The 22,616-nt window shown below is 66.4% G+C and carries 26 protein-coding genes and 2 pseudogenes; 11 read left to right on the top strand and 17 right to left on the bottom strand.

Annotated features, from left to right (window positions below; all coding sequences use genetic code 11):
- The first annotated feature begins 695 nt into the window (after window positions 1-695).
- Window positions 696-1,352 (top strand): TetR/AcrR family transcriptional regulator, encoded by a 657-nt coding sequence (locus ACFYOS_RS33950; RefSeq protein ID WP_387150638.1) that lies wholly within the window; start codon window positions 696-698, stop codon window positions 1,350-1,352.
- Window positions 1,353-1,399: 47 nt separating this feature from the next.
- Window positions 1,400-1,830, top strand: a pseudogene (locus ACFYOS_RS33955) (transposase family protein); the annotation flags it as partial.
- A 69-nt stretch (window positions 1,831-1,899) separates the two neighbouring features.
- Here the strand turns inward: ACFYOS_RS33955 and ACFYOS_RS33960 are convergent.
- Entirely contained in the window at window positions 1,900-2,268 is a 369-nt protein-coding gene (locus tag ACFYOS_RS33960) for a GNAT family N-acetyltransferase (protein WP_387150641.1), read from the bottom strand.
- 197 nt (window positions 2,269-2,465) lie between these two features.
- On the opposite strand from ACFYOS_RS33960, the gene ACFYOS_RS33965 reads away from it, so the two are divergent.
- Window positions 2,466-2,654 (top strand): GNAT family N-acetyltransferase, encoded by a 189-nt coding sequence (locus ACFYOS_RS33965; protein WP_387150644.1) that lies wholly within the window; start codon window positions 2,466-2,468, stop codon window positions 2,652-2,654.
- A 170-nt stretch (window positions 2,655-2,824) separates the two neighbouring features.
- Here the strand turns inward: ACFYOS_RS33965 and ACFYOS_RS33970 are convergent, their stop codons facing one another.
- The 5 genes from ACFYOS_RS33970 to ACFYOS_RS33990 all read right to left on the bottom strand — a co-directional run bounded on the left by ACFYOS_RS33970 (window position 2,825) and on the right by ACFYOS_RS33990 (window position 7,247).
- Complete coding sequence (locus ACFYOS_RS33970) at window positions 2,825-3,139, bottom strand: lytic murein transglycosylase (RefSeq protein ID WP_387150647.1); 315 nt, start codon at window positions 3,137-3,139, stop codon at window positions 2,825-2,827.
- Window positions 3,140-3,264: 125 nt separating this feature from the next.
- The gene (locus tag ACFYOS_RS33975) at window positions 3,265-4,596 is read right to left on the bottom strand and encodes an MFS transporter (protein WP_387150649.1); all 1,332 of its coding nucleotides are present in this window, start codon (window positions 4,594-4,596) and stop codon (window positions 3,265-3,267) included.
- A gap of 101 nt (window positions 4,597-4,697) precedes the next feature.
- Window positions 4,698-5,642, bottom strand: coding sequence for an NADP-dependent oxidoreductase (locus ACFYOS_RS33980; protein ID WP_387150652.1), 945 nt, complete (start codon window positions 5,640-5,642; stop codon window positions 4,698-4,700).
- 39 nt (window positions 5,643-5,681) lie between these two features.
- A complete protein-coding gene (locus ACFYOS_RS33985; protein WP_387150655.1) occupies window positions 5,682-6,170 on the bottom strand; it encodes a GNAT family N-acetyltransferase in 489 nt (162 codons plus the stop codon).
- A 159-nt stretch (window positions 6,171-6,329) separates the two neighbouring features.
- Entirely contained in the window at window positions 6,330-7,247 is a 918-nt protein-coding gene (locus tag ACFYOS_RS33990; RefSeq protein WP_387150657.1) for an NADP-dependent oxidoreductase, read from the bottom strand.
- A gap of 395 nt (window positions 7,248-7,642) precedes the next feature.
- On the opposite strand from ACFYOS_RS33990, the gene ACFYOS_RS33995 reads away from it, so the two are divergent.
- Entirely contained in the window at window positions 7,643-8,071 is a 429-nt protein-coding gene (locus ACFYOS_RS33995) for an OsmC family protein (protein WP_387150660.1), read from the top strand.
- A gap of 61 nt (window positions 8,072-8,132) precedes the next feature.
- Here the strand turns inward: ACFYOS_RS33995 and ACFYOS_RS34000 are convergent, their stop codons facing one another.
- Entirely contained in the window at window positions 8,133-8,384 is a 252-nt protein-coding gene (locus ACFYOS_RS34000) for a hypothetical protein (protein ID WP_387150663.1), read from the bottom strand.
- Window positions 8,385-8,387: 3 nt separating this feature from the next.
- Window positions 8,388-8,528: a hypothetical protein gene (locus tag ACFYOS_RS34005; RefSeq protein WP_387150666.1), complete on the bottom strand. Its 141-nt coding sequence runs from the start codon at window positions 8,526-8,528 to the stop codon at window positions 8,388-8,390.
- A gap of 158 nt (window positions 8,529-8,686) precedes the next feature.
- Here ACFYOS_RS34005 and ACFYOS_RS34010 point away from each other — a divergent pair, with 158 nt between their 5' ends.
- The 5 genes and pseudogenes from ACFYOS_RS34010 (at window position 8,687) to ACFYOS_RS34030 (ending at window position 14,543) form a co-directional block, all read left to right on the top strand.
- Complete coding sequence (locus tag ACFYOS_RS34010; protein WP_387150714.1) at window positions 8,687-8,893, top strand: MFS transporter; 207 nt, start codon at window positions 8,687-8,689, stop codon at window positions 8,891-8,893.
- A gap of 80 nt (window positions 8,894-8,973) precedes the next feature.
- Window positions 8,974-10,866, top strand: a complete 1,893-nt coding sequence (gene nhaA / locus ACFYOS_RS34015; protein ID WP_387150668.1) for a Na+/H+ antiporter NhaA — start codon at window positions 8,974-8,976, stop codon at window positions 10,864-10,866.
- 210 nt (window positions 10,867-11,076) lie between these two features.
- Window positions 11,077-12,286: pseudogene (locus tag ACFYOS_RS34020) on the top strand (IS256 family transposase); the annotation flags it as partial.
- Between the two features lie 1,529 nt (window positions 12,287-13,815).
- On the top strand, window positions 13,816-14,052 hold the full coding sequence (locus ACFYOS_RS34025) for a hypothetical protein (RefSeq protein ID WP_387150671.1): 237 nt from the start codon (window positions 13,816-13,818) through the stop codon (window positions 14,050-14,052).
- A 95-nt stretch (window positions 14,053-14,147) separates the two neighbouring features.
- On the top strand, window positions 14,148-14,543 hold the full coding sequence (locus ACFYOS_RS34030; RefSeq protein ID WP_387150674.1) for a hypothetical protein: 396 nt from the start codon (window positions 14,148-14,150) through the stop codon (window positions 14,541-14,543).
- 182 nt (window positions 14,544-14,725) lie between these two features.
- Here the strand turns inward: ACFYOS_RS34030 and ACFYOS_RS34035 are convergent, their stop codons facing one another.
- The 5 genes from ACFYOS_RS34035 to ACFYOS_RS34055 all read right to left on the bottom strand — a co-directional run bounded on the left by ACFYOS_RS34035 (window position 14,726) and on the right by ACFYOS_RS34055 (window position 18,095).
- Window positions 14,726-14,953 (bottom strand): hypothetical protein, encoded by a 228-nt coding sequence (locus ACFYOS_RS34035; RefSeq protein ID WP_387150677.1) that lies wholly within the window; start codon window positions 14,951-14,953, stop codon window positions 14,726-14,728.
- Window positions 14,954-15,633: 680 nt separating this feature from the next.
- Entirely contained in the window at window positions 15,634-15,942 is a 309-nt protein-coding gene (locus ACFYOS_RS34040; protein ID WP_387150681.1) for a hypothetical protein, read from the bottom strand.
- A 101-nt stretch (window positions 15,943-16,043) separates the two neighbouring features.
- Window positions 16,044-16,859 (bottom strand): HEAT repeat domain-containing protein, encoded by an 816-nt coding sequence (locus ACFYOS_RS34045; protein WP_387150683.1) that lies wholly within the window; start codon window positions 16,857-16,859, stop codon window positions 16,044-16,046.
- A gap of 44 nt (window positions 16,860-16,903) precedes the next feature.
- Entirely contained in the window at window positions 16,904-17,059 is a 156-nt protein-coding gene (locus tag ACFYOS_RS34050) for a hypothetical protein (RefSeq protein ID WP_387150685.1), read from the bottom strand.
- An 829-nt stretch (window positions 17,060-17,888) separates the two neighbouring features.
- Window positions 17,889-18,095: a contact-dependent growth inhibition system immunity protein gene (locus tag ACFYOS_RS34055; protein ID WP_387150687.1), complete on the bottom strand. Its 207-nt coding sequence runs from the start codon at window positions 18,093-18,095 to the stop codon at window positions 17,889-17,891.
- Window positions 18,096-18,266: 171 nt separating this feature from the next.
- On the opposite strand from ACFYOS_RS34055, the gene ACFYOS_RS34060 reads away from it, so the two are divergent.
- Window positions 18,267-18,680 (top strand): hypothetical protein, encoded by a 414-nt coding sequence (locus ACFYOS_RS34060; RefSeq protein WP_387150690.1) that lies wholly within the window; start codon window positions 18,267-18,269, stop codon window positions 18,678-18,680.
- A 386-nt stretch (window positions 18,681-19,066) separates the two neighbouring features.
- Here ACFYOS_RS34060 and ACFYOS_RS34065 read toward each other — a convergent pair whose 3' ends face one another.
- The 3 genes from ACFYOS_RS34065 to ACFYOS_RS34075 all read right to left on the bottom strand — a co-directional run bounded on the left by ACFYOS_RS34065 (window position 19,067) and on the right by ACFYOS_RS34075 (window position 21,273).
- Window positions 19,067-19,441 (bottom strand): hypothetical protein, encoded by a 375-nt coding sequence (locus tag ACFYOS_RS34065; RefSeq protein WP_387150692.1) that lies wholly within the window; start codon window positions 19,439-19,441, stop codon window positions 19,067-19,069.
- 269 nt (window positions 19,442-19,710) lie between these two features.
- Window positions 19,711-20,133, bottom strand: coding sequence for a hypothetical protein (locus ACFYOS_RS34070; RefSeq protein WP_387150695.1), 423 nt, complete (start codon window positions 20,131-20,133; stop codon window positions 19,711-19,713).
- 81 nt (window positions 20,134-20,214) lie between these two features.
- Window positions 20,215-21,273, bottom strand: coding sequence for a hypothetical protein (locus ACFYOS_RS34075; RefSeq protein ID WP_387150698.1), 1,059 nt, complete (start codon window positions 21,271-21,273; stop codon window positions 20,215-20,217).
- Between the two features lie 268 nt (window positions 21,274-21,541).
- Here ACFYOS_RS34075 and ACFYOS_RS34080 point away from each other — a divergent pair, with 268 nt between their 5' ends.
- The gene (locus tag ACFYOS_RS34080) at window positions 21,542-21,712 is read left to right on the top strand and encodes a hypothetical protein (protein WP_387150701.1); all 171 of its coding nucleotides are present in this window, start codon (window positions 21,542-21,544) and stop codon (window positions 21,710-21,712) included.
- 152 nt (window positions 21,713-21,864) lie between these two features.
- Here the strand turns inward: ACFYOS_RS34080 and ACFYOS_RS34085 are convergent, their stop codons facing one another.
- Window positions 21,865-22,539, bottom strand: coding sequence for an HAD family hydrolase (locus ACFYOS_RS34085; protein ID WP_387150704.1), 675 nt, complete (start codon window positions 22,537-22,539; stop codon window positions 21,865-21,867).
- Between the last annotated feature and the right edge of the window lie 77 nt (window positions 22,540-22,616).

Below are 22,616 nucleotides of genomic sequence, written 5' to 3' on the forward strand. Positions count from 1 at the left end.
GCGCGGTGCGGTACACCACCCGCCGCACAGACGGATCGCGACGACGAGGCACAAACAACACCCAACACCACCGGTACGACACATTCGCACGCCCGACAACCCGCCGAACGTTACTGGACACCGCACCAGAGAGGCTCCGCCTCGGACCGCCGAGCAGGTCAGTTGAGCTGGACAAACAGCCTGTGGCCCAACCTCGGGCCAAGCTCCGCAGGGACCCGCGGCCCGATCTTGGCCGGCCGCCGCCACCCGCTGCGCCGATGTCCGGCCGCCGTTGGCGACCGGCTGTGCCACCCAAAGTGGCTGGTCAGAACCCATGTCTGCAAATGTGGAGCGGGCAGTACAACGTTACGCCCGCTCAAAAACTTGACACAAACGTCGAGAATCTGGCGACCAAGGATCTAGCTAGATTTTAACCTTTGAGTTTCTGCTGGTCGGTATGGGTGCGGGCGCGGTGGAGGGTTTTGCCGACGTCGTGGCGGGGTGCGCGGTGTCGGTTGGGCCTGCGACAGCGGGGACCAAATGGTCCAGGAAGAGACTCGCCCTATCGATGATCTCGCGGACATAGCACGCGTTCAATCAAGCTGGCGGCACATGCGTTCGTCCTTCACCATCACGCGAACGCGACATAACGCCCGATGGACTCCAAGGTCCCATCCGCCAATGGACTTTATCTGGCGCGCCGATACACTTGACCGATGGGCGACGAGCAGGTGGCTGCGCCGACGAAGCAGCGGAGGATCAGTCAACGGGGCATCGCGACGCGAGAGCGGATCCTCGAGGCGGCGAACCGGCTGATGTTCGTGCGCGGAGTGAACGCGACGACCCTTGACGACGTCCGCGAGGCAAGCCAGACGAGCAAGTCTCAGCTTTACCACCACTTCGCCGACAAGCAGGAGCTCGTGCGCGCGTTGGTCAAATATCGAGGCGCGCTTGTGCTTCAGCGCGAGCGCGGAGGGCTCGAACGACTGAGATCGTTCTCAGGGCTGGTCCGGTGGCGTAACGCGCTGGTCCAGGCCAACTCGCTGAACAACGGCAAATACGGGTGCGGCCTCGGGTCGATGGCTGTCGAACTGTCCGATCAAGATGAGCAGGCTCGATCAATGCTGTCGGAGACGTTTGCGGCATGGGGAAAGCTGATCAGTGATGGTCTGCACCGGATGCGGGACAGCGGTGCACTGCGCCAGGACGCCGACCCGGAGAAGTTGGCCACGGGGTTGATGGCAGCTTTGCAAGGCGGCTACTTGCTGGCGAACGCCGCGCACAACGTCGCACCCATGGAAGTTGCTCTGGACATGGCGCTGGAACACATCAAATCGTTCCTCTTGGAGCCGTCCGGCGATCCGACCCGTTAATTGAGCCCTTTTCATCGTGATCAGGCTGGTCGCGACAGCAGCCCTTCGCCGAATGCCTCCGTAACCACCGCCAGCAGCGTCGATCCCGGTGGCGGTGCCCTGGACCAGGCCGGCAAGCCCTACTCACCCTCGCCCATCTGCGCAACGGCGACACCTACGCCCGCCTCGCAGCCGGGGTTCGGCATCGGCGTCGCCACCGCCTGGCGCTACGTCCGCGAAGCTGTCGCTCTACTCGCCGCAGCCCCTGACGACCTGGCCGCCGCCATGGACCGCATCCAAAGGCTGGCGTACGCGATCCTCGACGGCACGCTGATCCCGATCGACCGGTTCGCCGACCAGAAGCCCTGATACTCCGGCAGACAGAAGCGGCACGGCGTGAACGTGCAAGTCATCGCCGACGCAGCCGGCCGGCTGATCTGGGCATCGACCGCGCTGCCCGGCGCCACCCACGACCTCAGCGCCGCCCGCGCTCACGGCATAGCGCGACAACGCCGTGAGGCCGCGATAGGCCTCGTCCGAGGGGTCTCCGGCGCGCGGCCCGGTAGTCTCAGCCACCGGCCGTCGCCCGCGCCGACTCGGCAGAAGCACGATCGGAGTAGCCGGGGTGTCGGGCGTCGATCAGATCGACATAGGTGGTCGTTCGCGAGAGGTAGTCGACCACAAAGGGGCAGATTGCGGTGATCGTGCCCTTGCGGGCGCGGATCTCGTCGAGGACTCGCCGCACCATCGCGCCGGCCACGCCCTGGTGTTGATGACTCGACTCGACTTCGGTGTGCCGGAGGGCGTACCGGTTGGGCTTCAGGTGGGTGTAGTAGAGCCAGCCGACTAGCTCGCTGTCGCGGTAGAGCTCAAAGCGGCCATGATCGAGGCTGTCGATCAGCTCCTCGGCTACCAGTGGCTGTCCTTCACTGTTCATCGGCTCACCCTTCCAACGTGTAGTTACGTCGCGCGATCAGACCGGCCCCGTTTCGGACCTTGAAGTCCAAGTATGGCATCTGACCGCTCGCCATGCACCGCTCGAGTGCCATACCTTTGGACTAGGTGGTCCGTCCGTGCGCTTGGCGAGAACTGCTCGAGGCAACCGACCGAAGACGAACGAGGCGAGAAGAGAACATGGAGCGATCACCGGCCACCGTTGAGGTGCGCAAGGACGAGACCACCCGCCTCTACGAGGCGCTGATCGATGGCCGGGTCGTCGGTAACCTGGCTTACGAGACTGCCGGCGGGCGGGTCTCGCTCACGCACTCATACGTGGACGAAGACCAACGGCATCGGGGCGTCGCTTCGGCCATGGCGCGCTAAGCCTTGGAAGACCTGAGCCAGAGCCAGACCAAGGTTTGAACCGCCCCGGCGGAGGTAGACCCGGCGGGCGGTCAATGCTCCCGCCGTGTCCGCGACAGCCTCACCCGCGCCGGTGGGACGCTTCCTCGCACGGACGCTCCGCCGCGTCGTGCCCGTCAGTGCAGGCTCGCTTACTGGTTCGCGGCATCAGCGACCTTGTTGTTGTAGTCGACGGAGTCGTTGTAGGCGCTGATGGCGGTGATCCAGTGCTGCGCGAGCGAGAGGTCGCCGCCGACATCACGCAGGTGCATCGCTGCCGCGAGCGCGGCGTCGTCGATCTGGTGGATGTCCAAGGCGCCGTCCTTGTTGCCGCCCTGTCCGGCCCGCGCCCACGTAGACGGGATGAACTGCATCGGGCCGACCGCGTGGTCCCAGGTGGTGCCGCCGTCGTGCTGGCCGTGGTCGGTGTCGGTGAATTTCGCGGTGCCAGGGGGTCTGAAGACCATCGCCGTACGCTCAGGCGTTGCCCACGGTGCCCTGTGGAAGTTGATGTACGGCAAGCGTCAGCCCGATGGCACCCAGACTGGCGAGTTTCCGATCCAGTCGAGCTCGTCGGTTGTCCAGTTGGTCATCAGGTGTTCCTATCGATCACTTTGATTAGCTCACCATGTTGGCTGTTCCTGGTCGTGTCGGTGTACGGGTTGCGTGCAGCGAGGACAGTGAACAGGGTGGCGACGATGGCAAGTCCGCCGTATCCGAGGGCGATCTGCGGTAGCGAGAAGGTGTTCGAGAGTTCCCCGGAGATGAGGCTGAGGAAGGCGGCGCCGCAGTAGCAGAGGAGGTAGATCGCGCTGAAGATCGGTGCCCGGTCGGCCAGGGTGCTGCCGTGCAGCAGGCCGCGGGTGGCGCCGCTGATGGCGATGCCTTGACCGGCGCCGGCGACGATGGTTGCGGCGATGAACAACGCCAGGGTGCCGATGGCGATCGCTGTGATGATGCCGATCCATCCGGTCAGGAAGATGATCATGCCGATGCGTTGGGCCGCCGCGGATGTGAACCGGCCGCCGAGGGGAGCGCCGAGAACGCTGGGGGCCATGTAGGCGGCGAACGACAGTCCGAGGATCAGCGGGCTGTGGGTGTGGAGCTGATCTTCGACCAGCGCGGGCACGAGGGCCTGGTAGAAAGCCCCGGTCGGCCAGGTGGCCAGGAACACCGCTGCCGCGACAGGGAGCAGATGCCTGACCCGGGCCGGTACGCGGACCCGGGGGTGCAGTGATCGCCAAGCGCCCGGCGTCGGCTTTGCGGTTTCCGGGCTGATGACGATGAGTGCGGCAGATAGTACGAGGAGACCGGCGCAAACCAGGTAGATGAGGTCGCGTGGCCAGGGGCCGAACTGGACCAGGGCGCCGGAGGCGATAGCGCCGAGGGTGAGGCCGAGCATGGGTCCCTGGCTGGAGGCGACGGAGGCCAACCACTCCGGCCTGGTGGGTGCGGCGTCGACGATGTAGGAGGTGAGGCTGCTGCTGGCCAACCCGGTACCGACGCCCATCAGTAGCCGACCGGCCAGCAGGGTGCCGATGTGGTGCACGTTCAGCAGCAGCAGACAGCCCAGCAGGAGCAGGCCGAGGCTGGCGATCGCGGTGAGCCGTCGGCCCAGATGATTGGACAGTCGCCCCAGCACCAACAGTGCGGCGATAGTGCCGACGGAGGTGGTGACAACGGCGATCGAGATGCCGGCGTTGGTGAACCCGTCCTCGGCCCGGTAGATGTTGAACAGGGGGATCGGCGCGGCCGATGCGGCAAACGAGGCCACCAGGGAGACCACCGCGGATAAGAATGCCAGCCGGAGCGTTCTGCCCCGGGGAGCCTGGTTGATCGCTGGTGCCATGGTTTGCATCGATGCGTGCCTTTCTCTTATTCTGAACCGCCCCGGAGTTTCTGGAGGCTTCGGGTGGGCGCGCACCAGACACGTGACTAGTCCGCTGAGGTGTTCCCTACGAGTCGTCCGACTCTGACCACGTAGCTGACGCTGATCCACGGGGCCCGGTTGCTGCCTCCGAGTCCTTATGGACGAACGCGGATGATCGTCTTCCCCTTGGTCCGCTCGGTCGGGTTGAGGGCGGCGACGGCGTCGTCGAGGGTCGCGACGTTGCCGATGTTCGTCCGCAGTCGTCCGTCCCGGACCCGCCGGACGATCTCACCCAGCTGGGCGCGGTCGGACACGACGACGAAGTCGATCGCCAGGCCGTCGGCGGGCCGCGCCTCCGGCGGCCCGGTGACGGTCACCAGCGTTCCTCCGGCTCGAATCAGGCCTGCGGACCGCTTCTGGATGTCGCCGCCGATGACATCGAAGACCAGATCGACTCCGCCGACGTCTTCCAGGGTGTCGTTGTCGAGGTCGACGAACTCGTGCGCGCCGAAGTCGACTGCGGTCTGTCGGCCGCTGGCACGTCCGGTGCCGATGACGTAGGCGCCGGCCTGACGGGCGAGCTGGGTCGCCATCGAACCGACTGCGCCGGCCGCGCCGTGCACCAGGACGCTCTGCCCTTCCAGGAGGCGGCCGTGATCGAACAGCCCCTGCCACGCGGTCAGGCCCGCCATCGCGACGCCAGCGCCCACCGTGAAGTCAACGTCGCCCGGCAGCGGCGCAAGGTTGCGCGCCTCGACGACGACATACTCCGCCAGTGTGCCGTCGCGAGTCCAGTCCGTAAGGCCGAACACCCGCTGTCCCACCGACAACCCCGTTGCTCCATAGCTGAGAGCGGTGACTACCCCGGCCACCTCGTGGCCGGGGATCGACGGCGTCCGGTCACGGCCGAGGCGATCGATCCAGGTCGAGGGCCAGTCCAGCTCATTCCCGGTGAATCCCGAGGCATGAACTTCAACGACGACATCGCCGTAGTTCGCGCCCTCAAGACTGGCGAGCCTCGCCGTGTCCGGCTCGGGCCGCTCCACCAGCGTCATCCCCGCCGTTCCCGCGGCCCGGTCCGTCACCACGATCGCTTTCATCTGACTACCTCTCTCGGTAACAGTCCTCGTCTACCCCCGTTATGACGTAACGGCGGTCTCCGCTGTCTCCGCGTCCTGGGTGTGACCCTGGGTAACTCCCGGGTGCTCGGGGTCGATGAGGTCGGCGTACTCGGGGTTGTGCTCGATGAAGGTGCGCACGATCGGGCACATGATGGTGACCGTCTTGCCTTGCACGCGCACGTCTTCCAGGACGCGTCGGATCAGCTCGGTGGCGATGCCCTGTTTGCGGAACTCGGGGAACACCGAGGTGGCCAGCAGCACGAGTCGGTCGTCTCCGGCGACGTTGTAGGTCAGCCCGGCCGCCTCTCGGTCCCCGACGATGGCGTCGTAGATGCCGAGTTTCTCGTCGTTGACGACTTGGAAGTCAAACGCGGGGGCGTGGGGATCGTCGATTACCTCGTCGATGAGGACGGCCTGGTCCTGGCCGAGGGTGCCTTTCTCGTCGGGGTATCCGGCCTCGTCGGGGTGCTCGAAGGCGTAGCGGGTCGGCTCGGTTGGGTCGGTCATGGGGGCTGTGCCTTCGTTGATGGTCATCAGATCACTCCCGGGTCGTGGCGGTAGTCGCACTCGCCCAGCCGCATGTCGTCGACGGGAGGTGAAGGCCCAGCCACCGACGTACTTCTCGCTCCTGCGGGGGTCGTTCTCGTGCTTGGGTGTGCCGAGTCCTTACGAGCGAACGCGGATGATCGTCTTTCCCTTGATCCGCTCGGTCGGGTTGAAGGCGGCGACGGCGTCGTCGAGGGTCGCGACGTTGCCGATGTTCGTCCGCAGCCGACCATCCCTGATCCGCTGGACGACCTCACCCAGTTGCGCGCGATCGGCCTCGACAACGAAATCAACCGCCAGGCCGTCCGCCGGCTGTGCTTCGGGCGGGCCGGCAATGGTCACCAGCATTCCGCCGGCTCGGACCAGACCCGCAGAACGCTTCTGGATGTCGCCACCGATCACGTCGAAAACCAAATCGACGCCGGCGACGTCTTCCAGGGCGTCGTTGCCGAGGTCGACGAACTCCTGCGCGCCGAAGTCGAGCGCGGTCTGGCGGTCGGCGGCACGTCCAGTGCCGATGACGTAGGCGCCGGCCTCTTTGGCGAGCTGGGTCACCATCGAGCCGACTCCACCGGCTGCACCATGTACGAGGACGCTCTGCCCCGCCTGGAAACGGCCGTGCACGAACAGTCCCTGCCACGCGGTCAGGCCCGAGATCGGCAGGCTCGCCCCTACCGTGAAATCGACATCGCCCGGCAGCGGCGCAAGGTTGCGCGCCTCGATGACCACGTACTCGGCCAGGGTGCCGTCACGACTCCAGTCCGCGAGGCCGAACACCCGCTGTCCCACCGACAGACCCCTCGTGCCATAGCCGAGCTCGCTGACCACGCCAGCCACCTCATGGCCGGGGATCGACGGGGTGCGGTCCCGCCCGAGGCGATCGGTCCAGGTCCCGGGCCACGTCAGCTCGCCCGGAGTGAATCCCGACGCATGTACCTCAACGAGGACGTCGTTTGCCGTCGCCTCCGGCTCCGGTCGCTCCGCCAGCGTCATCCCGGCCGTTCCTGCGGCCTCATCCGTCACAACAATCGCTTTCATATGGCTGCCTCTCTGGATCAGTCGCTTGCCGACACGGCACTTCACTTCCCCCACTTGGGTGACGCCAGACGTCGGTGAACGACGGCATACCCTAGCCTTAACGGACTGATGAGTCCAATTCTGGGTTTGGCGTTGAGCGAGTTTAGCTGGGGGGTCTTGGCGCTAACCACCCCGCAGTGCAGCTTAAAACACCCAGAGGTGATGGTTCGGGAGGGTCGAGCGGCCCTGGCAGCGAGCGATCAACTGGACTATCTAGTCCGTGAAGGCTAGCCTGCGGAGGTACTCGGTCATGGGGTGATATGCCCGGCCGCAGCCCCCCGCAGACTGCGGCTCGGCTGCTGCTGGATCCGCGTATCTGGACCGTCACTACCAGGATCTACAGGAAGGCGCGGCTGATGAAAACCGATCGGGATCGTGTCGTCGCATCCGCCCGAGTTGTCCTTCCGGCCACTGAGCGCCGGCGCACGGACATGACCACCCGCGGCTTCACATTCGTCGCCGATGAACCGCACAACGGCGCACTCGGCGAAGGCCCGACGCCGACGGAGTACCTGTTGATGGCGCTCGCGTCGTGCACTGCTCAGACGCTGCGGCAGTACGTCGACTATAAGTACGACACCGCCGGCGACATCACCGTCGAGATCGACTACCACGAACCCGAGCAGGAAGGCGCAGAGCGTTACCTGCAGCGCACGATCACGCTGAGCGAAGAACCTGACCCCGACGACTTGAAGGTGATGCATGACATTGCCGAGAAGTCCCCGGTGACCCTGCTGATTCAGTTCGCGTGGAGCGTGAGGACCGAGTTCGTCGGGCCGCGCTGAAATCAGGCCGCTTGCTGCTCGGCGATCACGGCCGAGCAGCAAGCGGTTGTCGTTCCGCAGCTCAGAACAGAGTCGGTGCGGTCGGCTCGGTGACGGTGGAGCGTCTGCCGAGCAGGGCGAACTTGTCGGAGGTCGTGTCGTCGGGGATCGGCAGCCCGTGCCGCTGCAATGCCTGGTTCACTCGTGCCCGGACGAGGTCGCGGTAATGACGGGGCGGGCGCGAGCCGTGCGGGTAGAGGTTGGCGTACGTGGAGAGCGGTTCGGGATGCTGGCGGCGCAGCCAGGCGAAGAACAGGTCTTTGAGGCCGCGCATCAGTTACGGTGGTGTCTGGAGAATGTTGCCTGCCCGTGCGTCGGCCAGGGTGCCGATCAACTCGTCGATCTGCTCGGTGCTGTCTGTCAGTTCGGGCAGGATCGGCGCGACGAACACGGTGGGGGTGAGGCCGGCGTCGCGCATGGCTCAAAGTGTGATCAGCCCGACCACGGTGGACGGTGCGCCGGGTTCGAGCGAGCGTTGCAGTGCCTCGTCGAGGAAGGCGATGGACATGCCGAGCTCGACGTTGACGCGCTGCGCTGCGACAGCGAGCTGATCCAGGTCGCGGCCTGGCCGCGCTGATCCTGCTGGCTGGTGCGCTCGGCGACCGCTACGGCTGCAGGCGAATCTTCCTCGTGGGTATCGCCGGGTTCACCATTGCGTCGATCATGTGCGCGGTCGTCCCGACCATGAGCTCACTGATAGTCGCCCGCATCCTGCAGGGCGTCGGCGGGCCTCGTCGCTCTCTCCGCAGCCGGCCACAGCTGGGGCAGCGCGATCAGTACTGAACCGAGGGGTCGCGTGCCCGCATTGCGGCACGTGATCTAGCTATCCATGCTGGCCCGGCCAGCGCGTCGGAAGGTGACGTGTGACCGAAACCAAGATGAGCGGCCGAACGATCTGGAAGCGGAATCTAGCGGCACCGCTGCGAGCCTTTCTGCGAACTGAGTCCGGCAGCGCCGGCGTGCTCGTGGCCGCGATCGTCGCCGCACTGCTCTGGGCCAACATCGACTTCGGCTCCTACGAAGCCGTCTGGCGCACCCAACTGTCCCTGCGCCTCGGGCACCTCGAGCTCTCCCGCGACCTGCACACCTGGATCAACAGCGGCTTGATGACGCTGTTCTTTCTGGTCGTCGGCCTTGAGGCGCGGCGCGAGTTCGACCTCGGCGACCTACGCGACCGGCGACGTTTCGTGCTGCCCAGCGTGGCCGGAGTGATCGGCATGCTGATCCCGGTGCTGATCTTCCTGGTGATCAACCACGGTGGGCCGGGCGCGCATGGCTGGGGCGTGGCTATGTCGACCGACACCGCCCTCGCGTTGGGCCTGCTGGCACTGCTCGGCCGGGGCGTGCCCGACCGGGTCCGGATCTTCCTGCTCACCGTGTTCGTGGTCGACGACTTGATCGCACTCATCGTCATCGCCCTGGTCTACAGCGACGACATCAAGATGATTCCCATCGTAGTGGCCGTAGCGGCGTTCGCGGTCATGCTGGCCATCCGCGCAGCCGGCGTCCGACGTGGCTCGGCGTACGTGCCGGTCGCCATCGTGATGTGGGGCGCGCTGCTGGTCAGCGGAGTCGACCCGGTGGTGGCCGGACTGGCCATCGGGTTGACCGCGTTCGCCTACTCTCCCGGCCGAGCGGAGCTCGAGCAGGTCAGCGGGCTGTTCCGGTCGTTCCGTGAGCAGCCGACGGCCAAGCTCGCGCGTACGGCTTCGATCGGCCTCGCGAATACGCTATCGCCCAACGACCGCCTTCAGCGCATCTACCACCCTTGGTCCAGCTACGTCATCGTGCCGCTGTTCGGCCTGGCCAACGCTGGCATCCGCATCGACGGTCCGTTCCTGGCCCAGGCGTTCGCGTCGCCGGTCACCTGGGGCGTGCTGCTCGGGTACGTCGTCGGCAAGCCGCTCGCCGTGATCGGCACCTCGGCCGGGCTCACCTGGATCTCACACGGCCGTATCCGTCCGGCCGTGGGCTGGGCGGGCGTGCTCGGCAGCGGCACGATCGCCGGTGTCAGCTTCACGGTGTCGCTGCTGATCGCCAGCCTGGCCTTCACCGGCGACCAACTGGCCGAGGCTAAAGTCGGGGTGCTCAGCGCCGCGATCGTATCCTCGGCGCTGACCTGGACCGTGTTCCGCGTCACCAACATGCTGCCCAAGGACAAGCGCACCCGGGCGCTCTTCGGCGACATGACGGAGCTGATCGACCTCATCCCAGCGGTCGACGAGAAGCATGACCACGTCCGCGGCCCAGCCGGTGCGTCGGTAACGCTGGTGCAGTACGGCGACTTCCAGTGCCCGTACTGCGGGAAGGCCGAGCCAGTCGTCCGGCAGTTGCTGGGCCACGCCGACCTGCGTTTCGTGTGGCGTCACCTGCCTCTGTCAGACGTGCACCCGCAAGCCCGGCTAGCAGCCGAGGCCGCCGAAGCAGCAGCCGCTCAGGGCAAGTTCTGGCAGATGCACGACCTGCTGCTCGACCACCAGGACAAGCTGAACATCACTGATCTAATCAAATACGCCGGCGTCCTCGGTCTGGATCAGAAACGCTTCCACGACGATCTGATAAGCCAGGCCCACGCCGGCCGCATCGAAAGCGACATCGACTCGGCCGACAGCAGCGGAGTGTCCGGCACCCCGACGTTCTTCATCAACGGCCGCCGCCACTACGGCGCCTACGACATCACGACCTTGACCGCCGCCATTCGTATCGCCCGAGCCCGGGCCCGCCTCGGCCGCGAGGCACCAGCGACCCGTAAATAAGCGCGTTCCGTTGACTCGACAGCACGCCGGTCGGCCGTCAGATCCTGCCGCGCGACGTAGACGATTGAACTCGTCGCCTGGGGGCAAATGCTCCAGGTGCATGGCTTGACCGCCCGCGAACGTCTTGAGGTGGCTCCTGCGCTTGTCGGGACAGTGGGACGCACGGTGTAACTCCTGATCAAGGAGCAGCACCTGCTGTCTGATGGATCGATGGCTGCCGTGGATACTGCCGCGGTGGCGAAGAACGGGCCGGGACAGCCGGCGGAGGGCGTCGACGCGGGGTTGGTCGCCCAGCTGGTGGAGCAGGCCCGGGCGGCGGGGGTTGCAGCTGACCGGTGATGGCGGGCTGCTGCAGCAGCTCACGAAGCGGGTCCTGGAGTCGGCGCTCGAGGGTGAGATCACCGACCACCTGGGCTATGACAAGGGCGACCCGGCGGGGAAGAACGGCGGGAACTTCCGCAACGGGGCGCGAGCCAAGACAGTGCTGACCGACGTCGGCCCGGTCGAGATCGACGTGCCCCGCGACCGCGATGGCAGCTTCGCCCCGCAGATCGTCAAGAAGCGTCAGCGCCGGTTGTCCAGGTGGGCCTGGATCTCCCCGTCCGCCAAAGGCCTGACCACCGGGGAGATCCATGCCCACCTGGCCGAGGTCTACGGCGCCGACGTGTCTTGGCAGACCATTTCGACGATCACCGACAAGGTCATTGACGGGATGACTGAGTGGCAGAACCGGCCCTTGGACCCGGTTTACCCGGTGATCTTCCTCGACGCGGTGCACGTGAAAGATCCGCGATGGGTAGGTCGCCAACCGGCCCATCTACCTGGCCCTGGCCGTCACGTCGAGGGCACCCGGAACATCCTCGGCTTGCGGGCCGGCGACGGCGGCGAGGGCGCCAAGCTCTGACTGCAGGTCCTCACCGAGCTGAAGAACCGGGGAGTTCAGGACGCCTGCATGGTGGTCTGCGACGGGCTCAAAGGCCTACCCGACGCGATCGGTGAGGTGTGGCCCGAAGCGGTCGTCCAGACGTGCGTGATCCACCTGCCGCGAGCCTCGTACCCGAATGCCGGCCGGCAGCACCGGGACGCCATCGCCAAAGCGTTGCGGCCTGTCTACACCGCTTCCGCCGAAGCCGCCGCCCGAGCCCGGTTCACCGAGTTCACCGAAGCGTGGGGCGACAGGTATCCGGCGATCGTGCGGCTGTGGGAGCAGGCCCGGGCCGAGTTCGTGCCGTTCCTGGCCTTCGACGCCGAGATCCGCACCGTCGTCTGCTCCACCAACGCCATCGAGAGCGTCAACGCCCGCATCCGCCGCACCTTCCGGGCGCGCGGGCACTTCCCGAACGAGGCGGCCGCGCTCAAATGCGTCTACCACGCGATCATGAGCCTCGACCCCACTGGGCAGGGCCGCCGGCGCTGGACCATGCGCTGGAAACCAGCCCTCAAACGCCTTCGAAGGACGCCTGTCCGCAGGCAGAAAGTAGTCGTCAACAAACCGAGTTACACTGTTCGATTGACAGAACGATTCCAAAGGCACCCCGCTCCTCCATGGACGAACTCGCCGGCTGGACCGTCGAGGCCGACCAGATCCTCACCTTCTGACCTGATCATGGCGAAGCGCACATCAACTTAGATCCATCGTCGCGGCTCTGCCCGGGCCCCGACATCTCGTGGCCCCCCCCGCGCTCCTTGGCAGAGCCGCCACCACCTACATCAAGGTCGACCTCCACGCGGTCACCAGCGCGCTGGTCGCTCTCCCTGGCAAACATCCCACCCTCCTCGCGGCAGTCGGCGACGTCGCCCATCCCGCTCGGCGGGCCCGCGCTGGCGGCGTCTGCCGCCTTGCGGCGCGACGGCGGCTTGGTCGCCGGCACCCTGCTCGCCGGCGCCGTCGCATCGCCGGCATCTCGGGGTCGTCGCCGCGCGAAGTGGGGTTGCCGCTCCTGATCGGAGGCGGCGACATCCGCTCCGGTCAACCCTCTCGGGCAAGTCGATGGTGGCGGGGGAATGGTGCGAGGACTCCTTTACTCGGCCGGTTTATGCTGCAGGTGACCTGGGCAGACGTGCGGTTGCCGACCTGGGTGACATCGCCGCCGAGCCCAGCGAGCGTGCCGCCACAGCTGCTCGAACTCGCCGGCAGACAGCGTCTCCAGCGCGGGCTCGACGTTAGCGTCGGGCGGTGGGAACGGCGCTTCAGGTACGACGCCATATCGCCTCACGTACCTCGCAACAGCGCCCCGCCCCCTGAGTCGCATGCGGCCTGCACTTCCGCAAGAGACGCCGCTGCCACGACCGCTCCCATCCGTGTCGAGTTCGTCGTAGTTCCAACGATCCTCTTCCGGCCAGTACCAGCGGACGTAGCTCAGCATGTCGACATTGTGGCGCCCGCCTGGCCTGCCTATCGCGGCGGACTGTGGGACATCCCTGGCCGGCAAAACAGCCGGCCTGACATCAGTCGCTGACATCAACGGTGGCAGCCGCGGCCGCACATGCCGGTACGGATCTCGCCTCCGGTCCGTGCCCAGCGGACGTCAACGGACGCTGCGAGTCTTGCCGGGCGCGCCTTACAAGCGAGTGGTCGTCTGTCGAGAGTTGACTGCTGAGTAGGCCATGCCGCTCGCGCCCGGGTGGTGGGTGGCAAGCGGTCCCTGAGGAGCAGCCGATCGGCAACGCCGAGGCGCTGCTCACTGGTCGTAGACCGATCCCGATCGCTTCCGAGAGCAAGCGGGAGTAGAGAGTGGACGCCAGCGCGGATTTGAAGTTCAGTGCGGGCAAGAAACCCGTCCAGTTGACCGACGCCGGATGTCACCGACAGCACAGACGCGGCCCGGCTGCGGGGGGATCGTGAAGCGGGCTCCTCCGGCCCGGTTTGACGCGCGCCTCGGTAGGGAAATTTCGCGGACACCTCAATGAAGGAGGCTGTATGGAGACGTCCGCTAGCGTCGGGCGCAGTTGCCGGCAGCCGACACGTCCATGCGCGGCGGCGCGTGTTGCAGCGCCGACCGCGAGGGGGCGAGCCTAATGGCTCGCGTCGGTCGCTACGGGATCCCAGGGTTCGTGTGGTTCCTGATCTGGCTCGTCGTCTGCATCTTGATCGTCATCCTGTTGGCGCTGCTCATTCACCACTTCGGAGGCGCCTCGCTTTCGCTCAAGCTCGGCCACTTCTACCTGAACATCGGGGTCACCTGACCTGCCAGATCGTCGACACTCCGGCGCCGGTATTGCCCCAGGCGTGTTAGCCGTCACCTTCGGTGACGGCTAACACGGCTTGGAAGCGAGCAAGCGTGGAGTGCCAGCCCGGTGCGCAAGCGCTTGCCGAGGGGCTGGATAGCCCATCGTTGCGGGAACTCGCTGGGCTCTCGCGAGGCGAGTACCGCGAGGCACGCGAGCTGCTGGACCAGGTGGTCGACGAGTTGGGCTTGCCTGAGCTGCCAGACGACGACCAGGCCGTCTGGGAGGTGGTGGTCTCGTATACGCGACGTTTGGTGTCCGGGGCCATCGCGCCGGTGGATGGCGCGCATGCCATCGCCGCCTATGCCGGTTCTCTAGGGTTCCCGGAGCCCCTTACCACGTTCGCCTTCCTGGCCGACCTGTGGGAGGACAACGCGGCTGAGCGCGCCCAACTTGAACAGGACATGGTGCGCGAGGCGGAAGCCATGCTGCGGGGCATGGGTGACTGACTGGGTGACGATCGGGTCGGACACCACTGGATGAGCACGGACGAGCACGGACGAGCACGGACGAGCACGGAACATGCCAGCAGCCCGGAGCCGACAGAGCAGCAGGTAAGCGCGCTGTGATTGTTGCCTGGGGGTCAAGGAGTCGGGTCATCCTAGAGCGCCTCGCCGTCGCGGATAGCCGCTCAGGCTGGGTGGTCGCGAAGGAACGCGTGAGCCGCTGCCTTCATGGCCGCCACCGCTTCCTCCGCCTCCTTGTACGTTGCGCCCCACCCGGCGTACAGCTCCAAGAAGCGATCGCCGACCTCTCGCAGCTCCGGCAGTCCGGAGTAGCAGGCCTGCCAGTAGATCTCGTGTGCCAGATCCTCGGGGTCGCCCCTTCCAGCAAGGACGCTCACCGCCGCCTGACGCATGAGGTGTAGCCGGGCGGTGCTCTTGTCCGGGACCGGACAGCCGAGCTCATTAACGCATCAATCGGAGTCGGACAAGGCCGGCTGCCGGCGGTGTGGGAGAACTTTCCTTACATCTATCAAGGCGGCCCGAGACGGGCCGCACGCGCCGCCGCCTGGGCGCGCGTCCGACGCTCCGCTGTCGCTCCACGCCGGCCACGCAGAACGCCCGTTGGCTGGCGCGGAAAGCGGGGAGCCCGGGGGCCGCCGCAGACGGGATAGCGGGAGAGTGTTGGAGGTTCGTCGCCGGCAGCCGGCTGCGCCGCGCCTGAGCAGCGCGGCGCAGGGAAGGGCGCGCGCCGGTCCGCGCGGCAAACCCCAAGTATGGGGCGGTGTCCGCCGAGGGCATGCCGGTCGTCCAGGAGCCGGCTTCGCAGCCGCTCAGGGTCAGGTCAACAGCTCACCTGGGAGGGGGAGGGTGGCCGCCGGTGACCAGCTCCGACCCCTGGAGCCGGGTTCATGCCGGGTGAGGTTGGGTCAACTGCGCCACTGTGGCGGTGTCCGCCGGGGGCGCGGTCCGTGACACGAGAGCCGACTCAGGCGGCCCCGGCAGCGTCCGTACGTGCGTCAAGGCCGTCTTGACGTGGCGGACCGGGCGGCGGCCCGCTCCCCAGGGGGCGGGTCGGCGGCTCAGATGAAGCTGCCTACTTCACCGTCTGCATCGGCTGGCCGGTCAAGGCGCTGTAGCCGACAGTAACTAAGATCATGACGCCGGCCACTGCGAAGGCTACGCCCATCACCCGTTCCAGCAGGATGAAGCGCGCTAGACGCTCCTCGTGCGGGACGTCGGGTAGCCAGCGCCATGGCGCGACTCGCCGTAGCACGCTCGCGGTGGACATCGATCGCCGCACGTGCCACTCCGTTACCCCGCGAAAGTTGGTGGCCAGGGCGACGCCTACGAGGCTCACAGCCGGACCGATGATGACAGCGGCCACGACGCGCCAGGCTTCCATCTGACCCCTCCCGGTGTGGTTACCGGATCTTAGTTGGCCACCCCAGCAATTGGGGACCAGCGAGCGCAGCCGGTGACAGCTGGACGATCAATATGCGCGTGTCATGGGGCGTCCGTCATGGCGGCGGTGCAACGGGTGATGGCGTGCTCAAGCTCCTCGACCCACGGATCATCTGGTTCGTTGTCCGGTGCCCGCAGCTGGACGAGGGCTGGAAGTAGGCGAGGGTCGGCGAGTTCGGCGGCGGCGCGCAACCATAACGAGCTGGGGTCCGTCCTGGTCAGACGATCTGCGATGGCGGTAAACACCTCTGGGTCAGCGCGGCGAGCCAGCCCAACGGCGGCCTCCGCCGCCGGGTAGGCCTCAGCGGTGTCCGGTTCGCTGAGGAGGCTACGCAGCCCGGCGCGGATCTGCGGTGAGTCGACATCGAGCTGGCTGCCGAGCGCGAACGCCGCCCAGTCACGCAGCGTCGGTTCGTGGTCGGCGAGCAGCCCGACCAGCGCCGTGACCGCGTGATGGTCTGCCGTTGGATCGTCCAGCACGATCGGAAGGCCGCCGATCGCGATCCGGCGCACCTTTACGTCGGCATCGTTGAGCAGCCGTAGCAGGAAGGGCACGCACCGCTGTTCGCCGCTCTGGTTGCCCAGCGCCTGGGCCACCGCGGCTCGGACTCCCATGTCGGCATCGGAGCAGCCCGCATCGGCGTGATCGAGCAACGCTGCCAGCGCCGGCGGATAGTTCAACGCCACCGACCCGAGCGCCACGAATCCGACGTCCCGCACGCCAGGATCCGCATCGCGAATCCACTCCCGCGCATACGCCAGAGCGCGTTCACTGCTCAATGTCTTGGTGAACCGCCAGACGTCGTCGTCCGTGCCGGCAACCAGCTCCGCCAGCGGCGGGTCTTGGTGCTCTACCATTCTTGACCTCCGAGCGCCCACCAGCAACGCGAACAACTACTGAATTAGTTGTATAGCCAGAAGGCGCCACAGCTGAGACACAACATCAGTAGGACGGCCGAGGCGAGCAGCACGACGAGTAGCGTGAGCAGTTCGTTGCGTGCCGCCGGCGCAGACGGCTCCGGCCGCGGACTGCCGTCGGCGAGCTTGGAGTCGGCCACGTTGTGATCATGTCAGACCCAACCGTGGTAGCTCCTGGGGGTGGCGCGCGGGATGCGCGAAAGGCGGGCGGTCGACAGTCGATAACGAGCGCTGCGCGCCGGCACGCCGATGGCCTACGGCCCTCCTTGACCCCGATCAGGTGTCGAAGTCCTTGGCACCTATGCGGGGGCGGAGTCGGGGACACCTTCCAGCGGAGGAGGCCGCGATGGTGGGGCTTCCTCGTCCCTACAGCAGCTGCGCCAAGACCTCGACCAGCAAGAGCAGGCCGCTGAGCAACACCAGGGACAGATGCTGATGGAGTAGCGCGGGAACTTCTTGATGCTTCGCAGCGGATCCCAGAAGCCAGACTCGACGTCCTGCCCCCTGTGCTCCTGCATGATTGACCTTGCCGCCACCCCGATGAGGAACGCGGTAACCAGAACCACCAAGAGGCTGCACACCAGGTCCTGCGCCACGTTTGTCGATTTGACGAACGAAAGCGCCAGTGGCCGCCACTCGGTCATCGGTCTGCCGCCTTCCAGCTCGACTCATCCGCGCCAGCGGAACCTTCCGAGCCGGTCGTCGAAGTCGTCCTGACTGTCGGGCGCTGGGGTAGGCAGCTTGACTTTATGATCTTTTCGGCTGACGTGTCATCCACGTGCCAGTAGCCGCGGGCGCAGTTGGTAGTGGAGTGGGATGTGCCCGGCGCGCTGGAGAGGTTCGGGATGCTTGTCGCCACGGTGCCCAGGCTGAAGTCTCGGATATCGACACAGCCGCGTCCTGGTTCCAACTTGACGTCGGAACGACGGAGGGCCCGGCACAGGGTTACGAGTGACAGCAACGCTGACATTAGCAACGACGCCGGACGCAACCGGACCAATGCGGGCCGAGAACCGCCAGCACGCCAATCTCTTGACCGAGCATGATGCGCAGGTCTTCGACTGTGAACTCAGCCAACGGCTTGCGTCGCAGCTGCGTGCAACGTGTCACGAGAAACGAGGCGTCCGAGCCGGGGTCCGGCCAAACGTTCCGCTCAAGCTGCTTGATGGTCGTCACGGTGGCCAGGGTAGTCCGCATGGCAAACATGGATCGCGATGAGGTTGGCGGACCATCTACGAGCCAGTAGCCACACGGCGCAGCGGTCCCGAGCGGGCACGAGACGTAAGTCGAGTACTGGAAGCCTGCCTCATGCGCAACGCCCTGTGTTGACTCCTATACCCTGCCGGAGTGTCGATACGACGAACTTGGACACTGCTGGTCGGCTTGTTACTTGTTGGTGGCTGCACGTCGGGTTGCGGACCAGTCGGCCCTTCACCCCACCTGACGCAGGAAGAGCTTGCCGGTACCTGGGCCAATGATCAAGGAGCGACATTAGAGGTCAACTCCGACGGTACCTTCACCGCTGCAGCTCTCCGCACCTGTGCAACCAAAGACGAGCCACTCGATTTCGAACCGGACAGCGGGCAGGGAACCTGGGAGTTGGAAGCGCCGGAAACACTCTCGCCCTACCAGACGGTGAATCTACGCTTCGGTCCACCCGAGAAGTTCGCCTGGGACGACTGGCAAGCCGATGACGACGAAATCTTCTTCTTCATCGGCGATCCCGACAGCAACGATCGCTGCACGTTTCGGAGGAAGTGAGCGGCTCAGCCGGTCCGGGTACCCGACAGCAACGCTGACAGCTTGCCGGGCAACGCTGGCAGGCCAGAGGCTGCCCGGGGTGCGCGCCCGCATCCCCACCACGGCCTCGTCGCGCACCGACCGGCCCTGCTGACGTCCCCCCACGCGTCAAGCTCCGCTTGACGTGCCGGCGGCGGACTCAGTTGAAGGGCAGGTCTGGCGAGAGGGATCGATACCAGAGGCAGGGAGCGCAGCAAAGGAGAACAACCAGAGCCACAAGGGCGACCAGAGTGACTCCGCTGAGGCTGCCACCGGATAACTACGGACACCCGTGGACCGTCTCCGCACCTCGTTACCCGCGTTGATGCTGGTCCAGCCAACCCGGAAGCTCCTTCACACCGAACAGGTCACCTGCTCGCGTCCTGGTCCAACTGGCGGCGAGCATGCCGCCACAGCTGTTCGAACTCGCTGGCAGACAGCGTCTCCAGCACAGGCTCGACCTCGGCATCAGGCGACGGGAACGGCGCTTCAGGTACGACGCCATACCGCCTCTCGTACCTCACGACGGCGCCCGCGTCCGCTGAGTCGCGTGCGGCGAGCACTTCCGCAAGAGACGCCGCTGCCATGACCGCTCCGTCCCCACGCAACTCGACATGGCGTAGAGACCACCGATCGGCGTCGAGTTCATGGTAGTTCCAACGGTCCTCTTCCGGCCAGTACCAGCGTACGTAGCTCAGCACGTCGCCATTGTCGTACCAGCCTGGCCCTGCCTGTCGCAGCATGCCCGATCCGTGCCCGATGCGGCGGTCAACAAGGGCCACCAACAGCACCTGACAGCCCGACTCCGACAGCGGGTAGGCGGGGAGCAGACCTGCGTACCAGCACGACATAGGAGCGTGTGAGAGTCACGGCACCTTCCAAGCTGATTGTCCAGACCGGGCGCTCAGCTTGCGCGACCAACTGAGACGATGGGTGCGAACACGCCGGCTCCGCCCCGGCCTGCTGGCGGCCTTCGGCCGGCGTCGGCCGGGCCGGCCGGCCACGGTGGGCCTCAGCGTCGGCTGTCGCGGCAGTGCAGCCAGCCCGCGGTGACCACAGTGGGCAGGGCGAGGAAGATGCCGACCAGATGAGCGGCCAATGCCCATGAGTCGAGGCTGGCCCCGTCCGTCGCCGCGTGGTCGATGAGCGCTGCCCAGCCACACGGGATGAATAGCACTCCCATCGCGACCGCACCTGCCCACAGCAGAGCCGTCGAACGACGGATAGCGGCCGTTGTCAAGGCGACCGTCACCGCGGCTGGCACGCCCAACCACACGCTCGCCTGGCTCCAGTCGATCCCCTGGGGGGCGGAGGTTCCAACACGAAGATCGGCGTCAGCCAAGGCCCAGCTCCAACCGGCCGCGATGTTAGCCAGGCTGAGAAACGCACCCGTCCACATGAACCACACCGCCCGCACGGCGGCAGCGTAGATCACGTCACATGCCCTCTGGGTGACCAACTGAGCGACGACCGGTGCGGGCGCCAGCGGACGAGGGCGGACGAGGGCGGACCTCGCTTACCTGACAATTGCCAGGGCTGCGGCGACGAGCTCCTTCAGGATCGTGGTCAGTCCAATCACGAGGCCCACAGCGAGCGAGGCGGTCTGTAGCCGATCGCGCACCTGTGTGGTCGCAGCGGCGGCAGGCGGCGTTGCTGCCGACGCCTGGGCCGCGGCGGGTTGATCGGCGCGGGTATCGGTAGCGGCTGTCGCGGTTCCGGTCCCTTGACCCGGTGTCACTGCCGGCGTCACGCTCTCTCGGCGTGGCGACAGAGATTCCGGCTCCGAAACCGGGTCCGGCGTCGGCGAAGCCGGCTCCGGGATATCCGGAACGGGCAACCCTCCGTGTCCGCTGGGACCGCCCGGCAGCGGGACATGAACCGATCTCCGCCTGCCAATGATCACGGCGAACGCGAGACAGGCGACCATGCCGACGGTTGTACCGAGGATGACCGCGGCGTGGTGGCCGTCCGAGGCGTACACCTCATAGGAGTCGGAGCCGGCGTAGAGGGTGACCGCCGCTCCCACGACACCGGCAACAGCTGTGGTGGCGCGCCAGCGCACGGTCGATCGACGCGTGGCGACAGTCGCAGTGGCCGAGGCGAGGGCCATCGCGCCGAGGGCGGTGGCCCACGCGTGCAGCGCCGACACGTTCGTGCTTCCGATGTACGGAAGCCGCGTGAACCCGAGGCAGGTCAGGGCGAACAGGCCAAGCGCGCCGCTGAGCCCTGCCAAGCTGAATCCGTAAGCCAGCAGCAGGACGGCCAAGCCGACCAGGGCGACCGCCAGCGCTGCGAAGGTGACGGGGGTGACCCAGCCGCTTGGTAGCCACCACCACACCTCATGGTGTGTGACGACCACGGCGACGCCGGCCACGAAGAGTAGACCGCCTGTCGCCCGAACCGCCACCTCCCCACCGCTCCATGCAACGAGCAGCGCTCCGGCGGCCAACGCGAGCACCGACGTCGCAGCCAGGACCCCGGAATTGCCACCGTTCTGGTCGATGCTCCATCCCGCCAGCAAGTCCACCAGACCGAGCAGGATCAGCGCTGTTCCGACCCATATCCGGTTCACCATCGCCGCCTCCAGTGGACGGTCCAGCCCCCGCCACTGCTAGTCTGTCGGGCCGGGTTGGCGCAGGACAAGGGCGTCGTCGCCGACCCGACGCCGCGGTCACGCCTCGCAGCCGAGACCGTCACCGTCGTCGCCGAGCATAGGCGCCACGCTCACAACCCGGACGATTCCCTCAACGTACGCCGGCCCGTCGCCCCTGCCGGGAAGGGCCATGACCCGAAGTCAGCCGTCCGTAACGCTGAGGTCCGACATGCGATCAACGAGCCCCTGGATGTTCTGGCCGTACGGACGGGTCTTGCCGCTGCGGAGCGTGACCTTGAGCGGATCCGCGAACGCCCTGGAACTGGCAGTGACGGAGGCGGCCACCGTCGGGCGCAACTACGTGGTCGCGCTGTGCGCGGCAGCGCCCCCGTCGATCAGTGAGCCTTTCCGCGCAACGTGATGATCACGGTCTGTGACGGTCTTTGGTGTCCTATCACGACACGCCGACGTGGTCGGCTGCAACAGATATGAGTGAAGCTCCCGTATGAAGAAGGTCTCTGCCGAGAGATCAACTTCACAAGGAGCTTCACGTGAGTGCCAGCGACAGACCTGTCAGGACGGAACCTGGGCAAGCCTGAGCACGTATTCGAAGCCGCGTTTCTGCGCGGGCGAATCCACCATTGGCAGGATCATCGCTGGTATGCCGGCGGAAACCGATCCGCCGTCGCCGGCGGGATGATCACCGACCATCAGGGTCTGGCCCGGTGCGGCATGGAGGGCTTCGAGGGCGGCGCCCCAGATCCGAGGGTCCGGTTTGACGAAGCCGACCTCGTAGGACAGTACGAACGCATCGACATAGCCGTCGAGCCCGTGTCGCGCAAAGCATTTGCGGATGTCCCAGCCGACGTTGCTGACGACGCCGATGCGAACACCGCTATCACGCAATGCGGACAGGGTGGCGACGGTGTCGGCGTACGGCTCGATCGCTTCGGCGCGTGTTTCGTGCAAGACCGATGCCAGCGCCTGGTCCACCCCAGGAATCTGTTCCAGCACGGCGAGGATCGCCCGATCCCAGACTCGCGGATCCAGATCTCGGGCGATGTGGGCCGGATCCGTGGCCGTCTCCCGCAACAGTTCCGCGAAGTCGCCAGCAATACGGTGCGCCTCGCCGGCAGCCACTGTCCGGTCGATCGATGCCGCCGCGTTGCCCACCCAGCGCTCCGAGTCGCTGGCAAACAGAGTCCAGGCGAAGTCGAACAGTACTGTCGTCACGGGCTTGGCGGTCATCGCATCACCCTAGATCAACACGACGAGTTCTGTGGGCCGCGACGCAGTGAGCTATTCCGAGCAAACGCCTCGGTGAC

Origin of the sequence: Micromonospora sp. NPDC005806, from assembly GCF_042871425.1 — a bacterium.
In the GTDB taxonomy this organism is placed as follows: domain Bacteria; phylum Actinomycetota; class Actinomycetes; order Mycobacteriales; family Micromonosporaceae; genus Micromonospora.